At 44.7% G+C, this 14,154-nt stretch carries 18 protein-coding genes and 1 tRNA gene; 2 read left to right on the top strand and 17 right to left on the bottom strand.

What is annotated here, in order from left to right:
* Window positions 1–2: 2 nt before the first annotated feature.
* From NL930_RS02165 to NL930_RS02125, 9 genes are all read right to left on the bottom strand, one after another.
* On the bottom strand, window positions 3–1,028 hold the full coding sequence (locus tag NL930_RS02165; protein ID WP_060825252.1) for a chemotaxis response regulator protein-glutamate methylesterase: 1,026 nt from the start codon (window positions 1,026–1,028) through the stop codon (window positions 3–5).
* The gene (locus NL930_RS02160; RefSeq protein WP_039673567.1) at window positions 1,021–1,491 is read right to left on the bottom strand and encodes a chemotaxis protein CheD; all 471 of its coding nucleotides are present in this window, start codon (window positions 1,489–1,491) and stop codon (window positions 1,021–1,023) included. The genes NL930_RS02165 and NL930_RS02160 overlap by 8 nt, the downstream gene beginning before the upstream one ends.
* Window positions 1,491–2,381 (bottom strand): sensor histidine kinase KdpD, encoded by an 891-nt coding sequence (locus NL930_RS02155; RefSeq protein ID WP_254377077.1) that lies wholly within the window; start codon window positions 2,379–2,381, stop codon window positions 1,491–1,493. Before NL930_RS02155 ends, NL930_RS02160 begins: the two co-directional genes overlap by 1 nt.
* 4 nt (window positions 2,382–2,385) lie before the next feature.
* A complete protein-coding gene (locus NL930_RS02150; protein WP_041962407.1) occupies window positions 2,386–3,207 on the bottom strand; it encodes a protein-glutamate O-methyltransferase CheR in 822 nt (273 codons plus the stop codon).
* Entirely contained in the window at window positions 3,207–5,264 is a 2,058-nt protein-coding gene (locus NL930_RS02145) for a chemotaxis protein CheA (RefSeq protein WP_060825250.1), read from the bottom strand. Before NL930_RS02145 ends, NL930_RS02150 begins: the two co-directional genes overlap by 1 nt.
* Entirely contained in the window at window positions 5,257–5,526 is a 270-nt protein-coding gene (locus tag NL930_RS02140) for a hypothetical protein (protein ID WP_039673572.1), read from the bottom strand. The genes NL930_RS02145 and NL930_RS02140 overlap by 8 nt, the downstream gene beginning before the upstream one ends.
* 89 nt (window positions 5,527–5,615) lie before the next feature.
* Window positions 5,616–7,613 carry a methyl-accepting chemotaxis protein gene (locus NL930_RS02135; protein ID WP_254377078.1) on the bottom strand — a complete coding sequence of 666 codons (1,998 nt, stop codon included), beginning with the start codon at window positions 7,611–7,613 and terminating at the stop codon, window positions 5,616–5,618.
* A 19-nt stretch (window positions 7,614–7,632) separates the two neighbouring features.
* Window positions 7,633–8,124 (bottom strand): chemotaxis protein CheW, encoded by a 492-nt coding sequence (locus NL930_RS02130; protein ID WP_041962410.1) that lies wholly within the window; start codon window positions 8,122–8,124, stop codon window positions 7,633–7,635.
* A 1-nt stretch (window position 8,125) separates the two neighbouring features.
* Complete coding sequence (locus tag NL930_RS02125) at window positions 8,126–8,512, bottom strand: response regulator (protein ID WP_039673578.1); 387 nt, start codon at window positions 8,510–8,512, stop codon at window positions 8,126–8,128.
* Between the two features lie 161 nt (window positions 8,513–8,673).
* Here NL930_RS02125 and NL930_RS02120 point away from each other — a divergent pair, with 161 nt between their 5' ends.
* Both NL930_RS02120 and NL930_RS02115 read left to right on the top strand, forming a co-directional pair.
* Complete coding sequence (locus tag NL930_RS02120; protein WP_254377079.1) at window positions 8,674–9,204, top strand: J domain-containing protein; 531 nt, start codon at window positions 8,674–8,676, stop codon at window positions 9,202–9,204.
* Between the two features lie 61 nt (window positions 9,205–9,265).
* Window positions 9,266–9,341 (top strand) — tRNA-Ala (locus NL930_RS02115).
* 48 nt (window positions 9,342–9,389) lie between these two features.
* Here NL930_RS02115 and NL930_RS02110 read toward each other — a convergent pair.
* The 8 genes from NL930_RS02110 to NL930_RS02075 all read right to left on the bottom strand — a co-directional run bounded on the left by NL930_RS02110 (window position 9,390) and on the right by NL930_RS02075 (window position 14,113).
* Window positions 9,390–9,719: an STAS/SEC14 domain-containing protein gene (locus tag NL930_RS02110; protein WP_254377342.1), complete on the bottom strand. Its 330-nt coding sequence runs from the start codon at window positions 9,717–9,719 to the stop codon at window positions 9,390–9,392.
* 238 nt (window positions 9,720–9,957) lie between these two features.
* Window positions 9,958–10,083, bottom strand: a complete 126-nt coding sequence (locus NL930_RS02105) for a hypothetical protein (RefSeq protein ID WP_256497300.1) — start codon at window positions 10,081–10,083, stop codon at window positions 9,958–9,960.
* A 49-nt stretch (window positions 10,084–10,132) separates the two neighbouring features.
* Window positions 10,133–12,244 (bottom strand): heavy metal translocating P-type ATPase, encoded by a 2,112-nt coding sequence (locus tag NL930_RS02100; protein WP_254377080.1) that lies wholly within the window; start codon window positions 12,242–12,244, stop codon window positions 10,133–10,135.
* 5 nt (window positions 12,245–12,249) lie between these two features.
* Window positions 12,250–12,528, bottom strand: coding sequence for a YtxH domain-containing protein (locus NL930_RS02095; RefSeq protein WP_254377081.1), 279 nt, complete (start codon window positions 12,526–12,528; stop codon window positions 12,250–12,252).
* Between the two features lie 4 nt (window positions 12,529–12,532).
* Window positions 12,533–12,871 carry a hypothetical protein gene (locus NL930_RS02090; protein WP_254377082.1) on the bottom strand — a complete coding sequence of 113 codons (339 nt, stop codon included), beginning with the start codon at window positions 12,869–12,871 and terminating at the stop codon, window positions 12,533–12,535.
* Complete coding sequence (locus NL930_RS02085; protein WP_254377083.1) at window positions 12,868–13,074, bottom strand: hypothetical protein; 207 nt, start codon at window positions 13,072–13,074, stop codon at window positions 12,868–12,870. Before NL930_RS02085 ends, NL930_RS02090 begins: the two co-directional genes overlap by 4 nt.
* A gap of 3 nt (window positions 13,075–13,077) precedes the next feature.
* A complete protein-coding gene (locus NL930_RS02080) occupies window positions 13,078–13,794 on the bottom strand; it encodes a hypothetical protein (protein WP_254377084.1) in 717 nt (238 codons plus the stop codon).
* 1 nt (window position 13,795) lies between these two features.
* The gene (locus NL930_RS02075) at window positions 13,796–14,113 is read right to left on the bottom strand and encodes an HMA2 domain-containing protein (protein ID WP_254377085.1); all 318 of its coding nucleotides are present in this window, start codon (window positions 14,111–14,113) and stop codon (window positions 13,796–13,798) included.
* Between the last annotated feature and the right edge of the window lie 41 nt (window positions 14,114–14,154).

Below are 14,154 nucleotides of genomic sequence, written 5' to 3'. Positions count from 1 at the left end.
TGCTATGTCTCCAAAAAGCTTAAGACCGATTGCGAAATTTCTTCAAGCGGTACGACGGCATCGACGCCTCTTAGTTTGATAGCCTCTCTTGGCATACCGAACACGACGCAACTCTCTTCAGACTGGGCAATTGTTTTAGCACCGTTTTGATGCATATGAAGCATCCCTTTTGCCCCGTCGTTTCCCATACCGGTTAAAATCACTCCGATCGCATTGGCTCCGGCCACTTTCGCAACGGAATTGAACATCACGTCGACGCTCGGACAATGCCCGTTGATTTTGCGACCTTCTCCGATTTCGACGTAATAACGTGCTCCCGAACGACGCAACACCATGTGCAATCCTCCGCGTGCAACGTAAGCCGTACCGATTTCCAAAAAAGCTCCGTTTTGCGCTACTTTAACGTCGATAGCGCACAATTCGCTCAGGCGTGCCGCAAACGTAGCAATGAACGTATCGGGCATATGTTGCACGATAATGACTGCCGGAGAATTTTTAGGCAGCCCTCTTAAGACGACTTTCAAAGCCTCCGTACCTCCCGTACTTGAGCCGATAGCAATGACTTTTTTCGTCGTCTCCGCAATGCTGAGTTGATTCGCGATCACCCGTTTAAGCGGTACGATTTGACGCAATTTTGCGTACGATGCATCGACGACTTTTTGAATCAATTCTTCTCGAATCTCTTCTTTACCGTCGTAAATATTTGAATGCGGTTTAGCCACATAATCGATGGCACCAGCCGCCAAAGCATCGAGCGTGACTTGCGCGCTTTTGCGCGTCAACGAAGAGACCATCACGACCGGTGTCGGCATATGGTTCATCAGCTTTTGAAGAAACGTAATGCCGTCCATTCGCGGCATCTCGACGTCTAAACAAATCACGTCCGGTCGTTTTTCGACGACCATATCGCGTGCGATATAAGCATCTGCGGCAAGACCTACGACTTCGATACGCGGATCGCTTTGTAAAATCTCTTGTAAAATATGGCGTGCCGTGGCACTGTCGTCCACGATAAGAACTTTAATCATGCATGATCTCGTTTTGAACGTATTTGAGCATAATACGATTGGCATCGCTGATCATCATAATGCGCCTTCCGTTATTTCCGCCCGTATCTTCGGCTTTAATGGGAATGCCGAGCGATCGTAACGTCTCTTTAGCAATCATAACGTTTTTGTGCCCGATCATTTGCGCTTCGCTATTGGCAACGTGAATATTAGCTCCGCCGAAAATCTTCGCTTCGATATTGCGGCGCAAACACCCGATATTTTCCATCGTTTCTAGAAGCCTCGGTATTGCGATATTTCCGAATTTCGGGCTTTCCAAACCGTTTCCGTTCCACAAAGGCAGTAAATAATGGTTCATTCCGCCGATCATCGTAACCCTATCGTAAAGGCATACCGCAACGCACGATCCAAGTACCGTGACGATTTCCGTAGCTTCGACTCCTATGAAAATCTCACCGACATGGATAAACTTACGCGGTAGCATTAAAACTCTTTCATCTCGAAATCGTCAAACATAAACTCATTGGCACTCTCGCTCGCAACCGACTCCGAAGCACTTGCTTCTTGAAGCTTCAATGCCACTTTAAAAACCGTCAACGCTTCGGAAGAGTCGTAATTGATCGAACCTTCCAGCGATTCGACCAAGGCATTAACGACGCTTAAGCCCAGCCCCAATCCGTCGACCGATTCGCGCGCTCGGCTTTGTTTATCGACTTTTTTAAAGCGATTAAAGACCTCTTTTTTATGCTCTTTGGCAATGACGTCTCCGGTATTGCTGATCTCCATGACGACGGTATCGTCTTGAATGTAGGCTCGAAACGAAACGGTATTTCCGCGAAACGAATATTCGCAGGCATTGGAAACCAAGTTCATTAAAATCGTGTGCAACTTCTTGGCATCGCTAACGATTTTGCTCGGCATTTCGATTTTTTTAACGACATGTAAGGATTTATCTTCGATCAAGTAGCCCAAAAGTTTACACACTTCTTCAAAAAGCATATCAATGTCTACGCTGCTCAAATGGCTTCCGATCTCGCCTGCTTCAATCTCGGCGGCGGTAAAAATATTCCCGAGCTGAAAATTGAGTTTTTGAAGCTCTACGTCCAACAAAAGTTTCATGCTTTGCGTACGCGGCGAATCATCGTTTTTCAACATCATGGACGAAAGATTGAGAAGCGAGCCGATCGGATTGTTGAAAACATTTTTAATTAATGAAAGAAATTCGCCTTTAACTTTATCGGTTTCACGTAGCTTTTCATTGAGGTCGTAGAGTTTTTTGGTTAAAAATTCCAACTCTTTGAGCGTCTCGTTTTTTTGCTCGAAGCGTTTTTTAACTTCTGCCAATAACCGCGCATCGCTTATATCGTCCATCATCGTCTTACACCTTCTGATAAATTGAAGCCCCTTTAGATTTAAAGCCTTGTTTCATATCGGTAAGGGCTTCGGAACTTCCGATAAACAAATACCCCTCTTTCGTAAGAAGCGTATGAAATTTTTTAACCAATTGTTCTTGCGTAGGCTTATCAAAATAGATCATAACGTTGCGGCAAAAGATAATATCGAACATCCCTTCTTTAAAAAGAGCGTAATTTCCCGTCACCAAGTTGTACTCGCGAAACGTTATCATAGACTTTAAACGTTCGTTTATCCTAAACGACTGCGTTTGCGCTTCGTACGTAAAATAACGTTGTAGCAAACTAGGATCGATCCCTGCACATGCTTTTTGCGTATACGTTCCCGTTTGCGCCGCTTTTAAAACGCGCGGCGACACGTCCGTCGCTAAAATTTTAATATCCCACGCACCGCTTTTGGCTAAATGCGTATCTAAGAACATCGCAAGGCTATAGGGCTCTTCGCCGCTAGAACACGCCGCCGACCAAATGCGTAGCTTTTTAGCCGGATGTTCCGCAAGTGCGGCACTGTACGTTTTTAAAAACTCCCACTGTTTGGCTTCGCGAAAAAAAGAGGTCACGTTCGTCGAAATCAACGAGGAGAGGTACGCAAACTCTTCCCCGCTCGTATCGTTACACAAACGATCGTAATACTCTTTAAAACTGACTAAACCAAGCTGTTTTACGCGTTTGGCAAGGCGCGCTTGCACCAAGTAGATTTTTTGTGCGCCTAAATTAATCCCTAAATGGTCATAAATATAGTGTTGAAAAAGCGTAAACTCTTTTTGGCTGAGCACCAAATTGCTCATTAATACAACTCTTCAACATTTAAAATCAATGCCACCTCGCCGTTACCCATAACGGCACCTCCGCTGACGCCTTCCGTTTTAGCGAAAAATTCTCCCAAAGTCTTAATGACGACTTGCTGACGACCGACCAATTCATCGACCAATAAAGCGAATTTACCTTTTTGGTTTTCGATACACACTAAGGTAGATTCCCACGCATTCGGCTTTTGAGTGTCGAGTTCAAGCACTCTGTTTAAGCGAACGATCGGTAAAAGCTCCGATCGGAGTTGCACGAACTCTTCTTTACTGCCGGCAACATGGACTTCATCCTCGGCAGGTCGAAACGACTCGATAATACACAACGTCGGGATAATAAAAATCTTTTCGCTCGAACGTACAATCATACCGTCGATAATCGCTAACGTTAAAGGCAAGATAATCAGAAACGTACTGCCTTGATTCGGAACGGAAGAGATTTCCACTTTTCCGCGAACGCTTTCAATCGCCGTACGAACAACGTCAAGTCCAACGCCGCGCCCCGAAAGATCGCTGATGACGTCCGCCGTCGAAAATCCGGGTTGCATAATCAAGTTGTAAATCTGTGCCTCGTTGAGTTCGTCTTCGGGTTTTACCAAACCTCTCTCCAAGGCTTTTTGGTACACTTTTTCTTTATTGATGCCTCGACCGTCGTCTTTGACTTCGATGATAATATTGCCGCCTCGATGGTATGCACTGAGCGTCACGATACCCTCATCGCTTTTGCCCGCTTTGCGGCGTTCTTCGACGTTCGTTTCGATCCCGTGGTCGATCGAGTTGCGAATAATATGAATCAAAGGATCGGAAAGTGCTTCCACCATCGTTTTATCGATCTCGGTATCTTCGCCCTGAAGAACGAGGTGTATCGGTTTTCCGACTTTTTTCGAAGAATCGCGCACGACGCGTTTCATCTTTTCAAACGTATCGCGAATCGGGATCATACGTAACGACATAACCCGATTTTGGATCAATTTGGTAATTTTTGAAAGGTTTTCGATGGTCTTTGTGACTTCGGCATCGCGTACCGCTTTAATTTTCCCGTTTTCGCCCAGATAATTTTGAGCAATAACCAACTCTCCGATCGAATCGAACAACTCGTCGAGCTTTTGCGCATCGATTTTTAAAAACGTTTTTTGAACCAATGCGGCTTTGATCTCTTTGTTTTCCTCTTTGGCAAGAGGCACACTTGCGACTTCTACAGGCTCCTCAGAAACGACGTTTAGTATCGGTTGCGCGACGGTAGGTCTTGGTGTAGCAACGATACGGTACTCCTGCGGCTCTAAAAAATCAAAAATCTCTTCGATTTGCGCTTGCGAACTTTGGGTCGCGTACATAATCTCGACTTGCCTAAAGTAATTGTATTCGCTATCAAACGTCTCTAGCGTACATGTGTCGATCGGACTCCAAAAAGAGGCCAAAATGCGCCCGACATGTGAAAGATTTTTGAAAAATAAAAAGTGGTCGAATCCGCGTAAATAGATATCGCTATCCAACGTTAGAATAATCGTATAAAGCGTTTCTTCACCCTCAAGTCGTTCAAAAAAAGATGCTTCATCAGGGCGTTGAACCGGCATCGGTTCGTCAAAAATCTCATTACCGAACTCTTGCGCAAGATCGTTACATGTTATTGTCGCTTGTGCGGGTTCGGGAGTCGTTTTCAACGTCGAAATAATCTTTTGGATTTGATTGAGGCATGCTTCGTAACCCTCGGGATGACCGCTACGCTCCGAAATTTCAAACTCAAGCGTCTCTTTGATCAGGTTGACGCTTTCCAAAAAAAGATCGACGTGGCTTGCGCTCGGCGTTATATCGGAACTTCTAAAAAAGTCTAAAACATCTTCGAAATGATGCACAAACTCCCCAAGACGCGAAAAATTAAACGCGTTAGCACTCCCTTTTAAGGTATGAACGCCTCGAAAAATTTCATTTAAAAGGGCTTTATTACTCGGCGACTCTTCGTAATTTAAAATATCGATATCCATCTTTTCGATAATATCGTTTGCTTCTTCGATAAAAATCTGTTTTAGTTTTTCTTTACTCATGGCTGTTCCAATAAAGCGTACCGAAAACACCCAAGTCTAAAGGTATTTTATCGATTGCATCGATTTTAAGGCTCGGTTTTTCCTGTTTCAAGCACCATAAAAGTGCCCATAAAGAAGAGCTCGTCGGTAAGCCTTCTTTGGAAGGGAAAATCACAATCTCTTCAATATAGGCTAATCGGTCTTTGACAAAAAGCGTCAGAGCTTTGATCTCTTCCAAATCCATATCAAAATCAAGCTCCAGTACATCACCGTCTATACACATATCCTACCCTTCTTACAAGCTTGGTACACAATGCACTACATGTCACTTTTGATGCAGCACTTTTTCGTACGGAAAAAAGAGTTTTTTGTTTAAAACTCTTTTAGATCGTCTTCGCCTAAAGGAAAGACATCTTCATTACTACGCTTGGAGGCGGTTTGCGAAAAGGAAGGCGTTTTAGCTTTTTTTGCACCGGAAGCAACCGACAAACGTTTCGGCGCGGGAACAACCGGTGAAAGACGTTTTGTTGTGCTTGCTAAACTTGGACGAGGCGAATCTTTACCCATATCAAACCCGGCTAAAGCCGCCATTTCCGCAACGCTTTGAAGCATTGCCAACGCTTGTGCGTTGAGTTCTTCGGCCGCCGCCGCCGTCTCTTCGGACGCGGAAGCGTTTTGTTGGGTAATCTGATCGACCGATCCCATCGCCGTTGCGATTTGGTTCATTCCTTCGGCTTGTTCTTTAGCGGAAATCGCAATCTCTCCGATCAGATCCGACGTCTTTTTGATGCCGTTGAGGATTTCGGTAAACGACTCTTTCGTTTTATTGGCGACTTCGGTTCCCGCTTTGACTTGATCGATACTTGCTTCAATAATGCCCGTAATCTCTTTAGCGGCACCCGCGCTACGCTCCGCCAGATTTTTAACCTCTTCGGCGACGACGGCAAAACCAAGACCGTGTTCACCCGCACGCGCGGCTTCTACGGCGGCATTAAGTGCTAAAAGATTGGTTTGAAACGCAATTTCGTCGATTGTTTTAATAATTTTGGCAATTTTTTGTGAAGAATCGGTAATTTTTTCCATCGCGACCATAAGATCTTGAACACGTTGATTGCCCTCTTTTGCCGCATCGTTGGAGTGTTGCGCCAAGATGTTCGCTTCGCGTGAATTTTCCGCGTTTTGGTTGTTGCTCGCAGTGGCTTGCTCGATCGTCGCGCTAACTTCTTCAACGCTACTCGCTTGCGAACTTGCACCCTCTGCTAAAGAAACCGACGCCGAGCTAATTTGCTCACTGGCACTCACGACTTGCGTCGTACCTTCAGAGAGCGACTTCACGGATTCGACGACGACTTTGACGATACTACGAATAATGAACACTGCGGTTAAAAGACTGATGATAACGGCGATAATCAAACCTACGAGCATCACGACAGAGGCAACGCTTAAAGAATCGGAAGCATTATCGGAAACTTCTTTCGTATTGCCGACGCCCAGTTGCATCACAGAAGACGCCGCATCTAAAACATCGGCGGCGGCTTTCACGCGAATCGCATTTTCCGTTGCGGTTTCTTGCATAACGCTTATCATTCCTTTTAAGGAAGATTCGTAAACTTTAGCGGCATTTTCAATGTTCTTTAAATCTTCAAGATTATTAGCTTGAACGGTATTGGCTTTGATTTCGGTTAATAATTTATAGATAGCATCGAAAGAGGCGACGGCATTTTCAAGCATTTTCAAATCCCGTTTGAGTTGCGCACGCTGACCTAAGACGCGTGTATTGTGCGCAAGATCGATAACTTCGTTAATGTGGCTTATTTTATTCAGACGTGATACCAATTTTGCACCGTCTTGCTTCGTGTTAATTTCTTCTTTAAGTTTGCTTTCTTGATTATCGAGGTATTTGGAAGCATTTTTCATAAAAATCGTTGCATTTTCAACCATCGCAGCGTCATACTGTTTTTTACGCTCTAAAATTTTTTCGGAACGATCATTCGATGCGATATATTCTAAAGTGCTTTTTGAAGCTTTTTGTTCGCCTTCAATCAAATTGGTTAAATGGTATTTTTTCCCGTGAACTTGCGCTTCGTTCAAATATTTTTGAAGGTTAATAAACTCTTTTTTGGCATTTGCAAGAGACTGTTCATTGTCCTGCATGGTAAAAGCGCGAACATCGTAACGAATTTGATTGGCTGATGCAAAAATCTTACTCGCTATTTCAACTTCCGGAGCATAAACTTCTGCAAGTTTTGCGGAATCTTGAGAAGCATTACGCATATTGACAATAGCCAAAATACCTAACGCCAACGTAATGAACAATAAAATACCGAATCCGATAGAAATTCTTTTGCCCAATGTCATAGTCTTATTCATCCCCTATCCTTTTATAGTGCTACGCAGTTTTACTTAATGCTTGTACGACACCCAATTCGTCTTCGCCGAAAAGAGCTACTAAATCCAAAATCATAATGACTTTATTTTTCTGTTTTGCCATATTTTTAATAAATTTCGTATCCACGTTAGATCCAAATTCCGGAGGCAAAGAGATATTTTCATCGTCTACGTTCACGACTTCTTCAACCTTATCGACGATAAAACCTATGTTCTTTCCGTCGATCGTAATGATCACGATAGAGGTATACATGTGAGGTTCGATTTCGGGCATATCAAATTTGATACGCATATCCACGACAGGAATAATATTTCCGCGAAGATTCATAACGCCTTTAATAAAATGCGGCGTTTTCGGTACAGGAGTCGTTTTCATCATCGCGATGATCTCTTTTACGTCAAAAATATTGACACCGTATATTTCATCTTGCAAATAAAACGTCAGAAACCGATTGGCGGTTAGTCCGACTCCTTTAGCATGCTTCTCTTCCATGTTACAGTCCTAATACCATCGTAATCGCTTTGATGAGTTTATCGTCGCTAAAAGGCTTTACCATCCACCCCGTCACTCCGATAGCCTTACCGCGTGCCTTCATATCCGGAGAACTTTCCGTCGTCAAGATGAGAATGGGTCTGTTTTTAAATTTATCATGGGATTTAAGTTCGGCCGCAAGATCAAGTCCACTCATTTGCGCCATATTAATATCACTAATTAAAAGATCGTAATCTTCTTTGCCGCTTAAAAGGGCTTCAAGCAGTTCCGCAGGGTTAAGGTACGTCGAAAACTGAATCGTTCCCCGCCCGATCATCTCTTCAAGAGCCATCTGTGCCGTTGCAAGAATCGTTTTAGAATCATCTACTAAAATGACTTTTTTACCCACACTATCTCCTTTAATTACCACGAGTTTTGTGCTCTATGGTAATAGCAATCTTCGTTAATATAGCTTAAAGAATATTAAAGAAGTGTTAAAAATATCGGGAAAATACGTACGCTAATCCATTATGGAACTTCTTTTGCTTTTTAAGGTAAAAAGGAGAGATTATGCAACTTCGTTTGACGCCGCATTGTATTTGTATTTACCTCTCAAAAACTTCGTCGCATTATGAAACCGTGATGCATACGCTCAATCAAACTTTCGGACAACCTTTTTGGATCAAAGAGACACTCATTAATATTGCTTTGCATCATGAATTAGAGCGACGAAAAGCATTTTTAATCTCTTTATATCGCCATTGCGCTTTAGCTTCAAAGACGCACAACGCACTTTTTTTACAAAAACTGATCGCTTTTTGCGCCAAACCGATCAAACTGATTATTACACACGAAACAACAAGCACCTCTTTAGAAAACATCGAAACTCGGACGGATCCTTATCGCTTGCTTCGAGCCAATAAATACGAGAGTTTTCACTCGATTCGCCGTAAATACCTCCGCTTGGCAAAAGCCTATCATCCCGATACGCTTCAAACGAATGACGACGCCTTGCGCCAAACAACGACACTCAAGTTTCGTCAAATACAAGAAGCCTACGAAGTCATTAAAGCAGAAAAAAAGAGACAAACCGCCGCATAAAAATCTTTTTTAAGGTTTGATTGGTACAATACTCTTCTTAATTTTCTTCCCGATCCGAAACGGGGTGTTAGCTCAGCTGGGAGAGCGCAACGCTGGCAGCGTTGAGGTCAGGGGTTCGATCCCCCTACACTCCACCATTCCCTTATGTACACTCTTTTATAACGATAACGCCTTAATGAAAATCGTTAAACGATTTTTGTATCCAACAGCCATTCCCTTGCCAACTCAACGGTTTCGAAATAGGCCATTTGAGGTTTACTGATCAATGCTTTTGTGAGGGAAATAGAGAGTTTTTCAAGTTTACTTTGTCCGACGATTGCTACTTTTTGCATTTCGGGGTGTTTTCCGAAACCGCGTAAAAGATCATGCCAAATCACGCCCGTTTCAATGGTTTCTAATGCTCGTACGTCCATTAAAAGCAAGGTAGAAGGTTTATCGTAAGAGGAAAGAAGCGCATCCAAGCGCGATTCGAACCTTTCGACCTCTTCATGCGTTAAAACGCCCGAAAGGCTCATCGATGCGTAAACTTCCTGAAAGTTAAGCGCGTTGACGCAAGGTTCTTTAGAAGCCAAAGGCTCTTTTTTCGTTTTGGAAGGTTGATACAAGAAATGATGCCAAAGCGAAAAACCCACTAACGCGGCACCCGCACCGACATGTAAGTTTTTCATCGTTTTCGAGTTCATCGCAAACGATGTGGCGACAACCGCAACCATTGAGGCGGTCATACCGATTTTTGCGACCTCTTTTTTGGTTTCAAGATCCCATTGAACGCGAAATGGACTTGGCTCTTTTTTTATCGAATTTTCGTTTTGCATTTTTTCCCGTTTCATACGTTAACGCCAACGTTAAAACAGCGGCAACTCCAAGAATCAGAGGCATGGACAACTCCTTTAATGATAAAAGTTATCACAATTATAAAACCACTCTTCTAAGAATCGGCTGAAACGCGTCGTTTGATTTTTTGCATCGAATTTAACAACAATCCAATCGTCGTACCGTTATGTAAAATAGCCGTTGCAATCGGGCTTAAAAGCCCCGTTGCGGCTCCGGCCAAGATTACGCTGTTAATCCCTACGGTTGCGTTAAAATTGGCGTGAATACGCTCCATCGTCTTGTTGGCTAAAATCTTTGCTTCGACAACCGCTTCGATATCGTCTTTTAACAAACTAATATCTGCCGTCGCTTTAGCAATATCCGCACCTTTATACATACTAATACCTACATGTGCGTTCATCAACGCCGGCGCATCGTTGATGCCGTCTCCGACAAACGCAACCGTTTTTCCGCTTTGTTTCAAAGTCTCTACGATACGCGATTTATCGGTCGGCAACAGTTTGGCGTAAACCGTGTCGATGCCGAGTTCTTGTGCCAACGCATCGGCTTTTTCCTGCACGTCTCCGGTTAGCAAGACCAACTCTTTTGCGCCTAAACGACGCAACTGGGCTAAAGCGTTTTTAGCATTTTCGCGTACGCGATCCATCATACCGATCGTCCCCAATAATTTTTTATCGTAGGCGATATACAGTAAAATTTTACCGTCTTGCATGTACCGATCGATCGTCTCCTGATGCCCTTCAAAAGAGACCTGTTCGTCGTCTTCTAAAAAGTGTCGACTACCGATAATGACCTCTTTGCTGTTAATCTGCGTTTTAACGCCGTGCGCGACGATAAACTCGACCTCTTCGTGGTGCATATGCACAAAACCGCGCTCTTTTGCCGCTTTGACGACCGCTTCGGCTACAGGATGAAAATAGTGTTCTTCCGCGCTGGCGGTCAGGTTTAAAATCGCCTCTTCACTCCAGTGCGGACTAAAAGAGTGAATGCCTACGACTTCCAACTCGCCGCGCGTTAGCGTTCCCGTTTTGTCAAAGACAAACGTATCGACGTGGGAAAGCTGTTCCAACGCTTTGGCACCTTTAATCAAAACGCCCTCGCGTCCGGCAATTGAGAGCGAATTTTTAAACGCGACGGGGGTCGCTAATTTTAAAGCACACGAATAATCCGCCTGTAAAACGGCGGCGACGCTTGCCATATCGCGACGAATCGCATACGAAAGTCCCGCAAGCCCCAAGGTAATCGGTACGAGTTTATCCGCTAAGCGCGTCGCTTTAAGACCGATGGCCGATTTTTCGTCCAACGAACTTTTAATATAATGTTTAATACGCTCCGTCGCCGTATCGCTTCCGACATGTTCGGCCCATATGCGAATACGTCCCGCTTCGACGACCGTTCCGGAAATAACGCGATGTCCGCGCTCTTTGCGAACGGGTTCGGCTTCTCCCGTCATCGAAACTTGATTGATCGAGGCGGTTCCGTCCACGATATGTCCGTCCACGGGAACCGTATCGCCTGCTCCGACGATGACGATATCGCCTATTTTAATCTGCTCGGTCGGTAAACGTTTTTGCGTCACGTTTCCCTCAACCTCGACCTCTACCCATGCCTCTTCGACATTGGGCTTAGCCAACTCTTTGATCAAATCGTCACTTTTTTGAACCATGCTCTCTTCGATGTATTCGCCGATTTCAAGCATGACGTTGGTACCGTTTGCCGCACTGTAATCGCCGCGCGCCAAAGAGACGCTTACCGCCATGGCTTCAAGAACTTTCGAGGTTAAGCCTTCGCTAAAAAGCTCTTGAACCCCTTTTTGCAAAAGCGGCAGGCTCGCCAAAGCACTAATGGCCAACTTCAGATTGGGCTGGGGAATGAACGGCTGAAACAATAACGCACTGCTAGCACGCGCAATGCCCCGCATACTCGGCGGCTCTTGCGTATCGTGAAAACATGCGTTCAATTCGGTATCGCAAACCCTATACGCGTCAAGGTTGAAACTCAAAAGCCGCTCTTTGATCTGCGCCGCATCGACAGGTTCTTCAAACATCAGAATTAACGAACCGAGTTTTGCGTTCATACGAACGGTTTTTGCCTCTAGCTCCGTTTTAAGGGCATGCGTCAACTCGTACGAATCAAGCCCTCGAAGATCGGGCGATACAAACCGTAAGCGGCGGGTACTTTGATGCGCTAAACTCAAAGATTGCATCGTCGTTACGACTCGTTTGCGGCTAACTCCGCTTTCGCGTCTTCATAACGCTCTTTCATCTCCTCGATACCCGCTTGAAACGCTTGCGTACCTTTGGCAACGGTTTTAAAAAGTGCTTTTTGCGCACTTTCGTTGGTTAAGAGATAAGCACCCAATGCACCCACAAGCGCACCGACGATAAAATGTTTGGTATCAAACGTCCCGAGCAAAGAATCGGGTAAAAGCGTATTGGTTTTGCTCTCTTTTGCGATATAAGGGTTATTGGAAAGGGATGGCATATCCATAAAATTATTCTCCTTTGAGTGGTGTAGGTAACGCTTCGTTTGCGTCCAAGCTTTTTTCATACAGTTTTTCGACGCCGTAAATGCCGGCAACACCTAAAGAGACGGCCGTCAAGACGCCTAAATAGCTATTGCGACCGACGTAATTAGACGCCGCGATCGCGCTAGCGGTTACGATACCGCCTTGAAGCGTCAGCTTAAGCGTATTTTTTAAAGCTTTTTCTTTGCTCATTTGTTCTTGACGATAGCGGTTGTAATTGAGCGTTCCGGAGACCATGCCCGCAGAAAGCGCTCCGCTGAGCGCATGTCCGACCACGCTTCGCTCTTCTCCCGTATCGATCGTCATTGTGCTTCCTCTTTGACCTCTAATGTTTCACTCTTTTTTGACTTGATACACTCGATCGTTCCGTCCACGCTCTTTTTCACGTCTTCGGCAAGCTCTTTGGCTTTATCGACGCCGCTTTTGAGCGTATCTTTAATTGCTTTGCGATTTCCCAACGTATACACGACTGCCGCACCGGCGGCGACTCCTACGATAAACGGTAACATGGCTTACTCCTTTATGGTTTTATCTTCGTTTTTTTGCGTCATTGCACCCAATACACCCGCACCGACCGCTCCGATTAACGCACCTGCGATAAACGAGAGATTGGTGCCGCTTAAAAGCTTCAACATCTCTTCTTGGCTCATCTGTCCGTTTGCCATCTTGGTTGCTAACGTGCTCCACTCGTTCACATGTTCGCTTAGTTTTTCCATCGAAGCAAGCGTCGCCTCGTCGTTTAACGTCGTTTTGGCAGTTTGCGTTGCCTTCTCTTGGGGCTGAAGGTGACTCGAAAATGCGGGTAAATGATGATTGTACGATGCGGCTTGCAAACGGTAAAAAACTTCTTGTACGTCGGGATAATGTTGCGTATACGAAAGCAAGGTGTCGTACACGGCAATGTTGGCAATTTCCGCTTCAACGCCCAAAGCATAAGCTTCTTGAAGCGTTTGAGGTACCTGAGTCATCCCTTGCCAGCGATTTTCGATCGGCGTAATTTGATGGGCGGCAAAAAGTTCGAGCAAGGCATTTTGATGCCGTTTTTCCGCTTCGACGATAGACGCAAACGGCGGTTTTGCACCGAACGTTTCGATCACGTACATGTACGTTTCATACGCGCGGTATTCATCGTCCAATGCCGTTTTTAAGGCTTGATCGAGAATGGGTTCGGATGAGCGCGGATCGATGCCTAAAGGTTCTAGAGTTGCGGTTTCTTCGATTGATTTCATCTTAGACAAACTCCTTTGATAGCTTTGTTAAAACGGCGATAATTTCCTCTAAATTCTCGCCTTTGACCAGATTGCTCCAGAGATGATCGGGGAAAAGAGTAGGATCGTACTCGATCGTGATGGAACCTACGATTTTATTAATTTTGAGGCTTTTGATGCCCTCGATTTTTTGAGGTAATGCCTCGATATCTTCGATGCAAACCGTTTCGCCGTGCGACCTAATTTTTGGATCGACACGTACGCGAAGGCGCCCTTTAATCTGATGAACGATCGAAAAATAACGACCTAATTCGACAAGTTTTTCAGCGGTAATTTCCATCAATATATCCTTTGTATCGTATTGTAGAAACTTATAACTGA

It is taken from the genome of Sulfurospirillum sp. hDNRA2, from assembly GCF_024206095.2.
Classification (GTDB): domain Bacteria; phylum Campylobacterota; class Campylobacteria; order Campylobacterales; family Sulfurospirillaceae; genus Sulfurospirillum.
The sequence above is the reverse complement of the archived record's forward strand: the minus strand, read 5'-3'. Positions and strand labels throughout refer to the sequence as shown.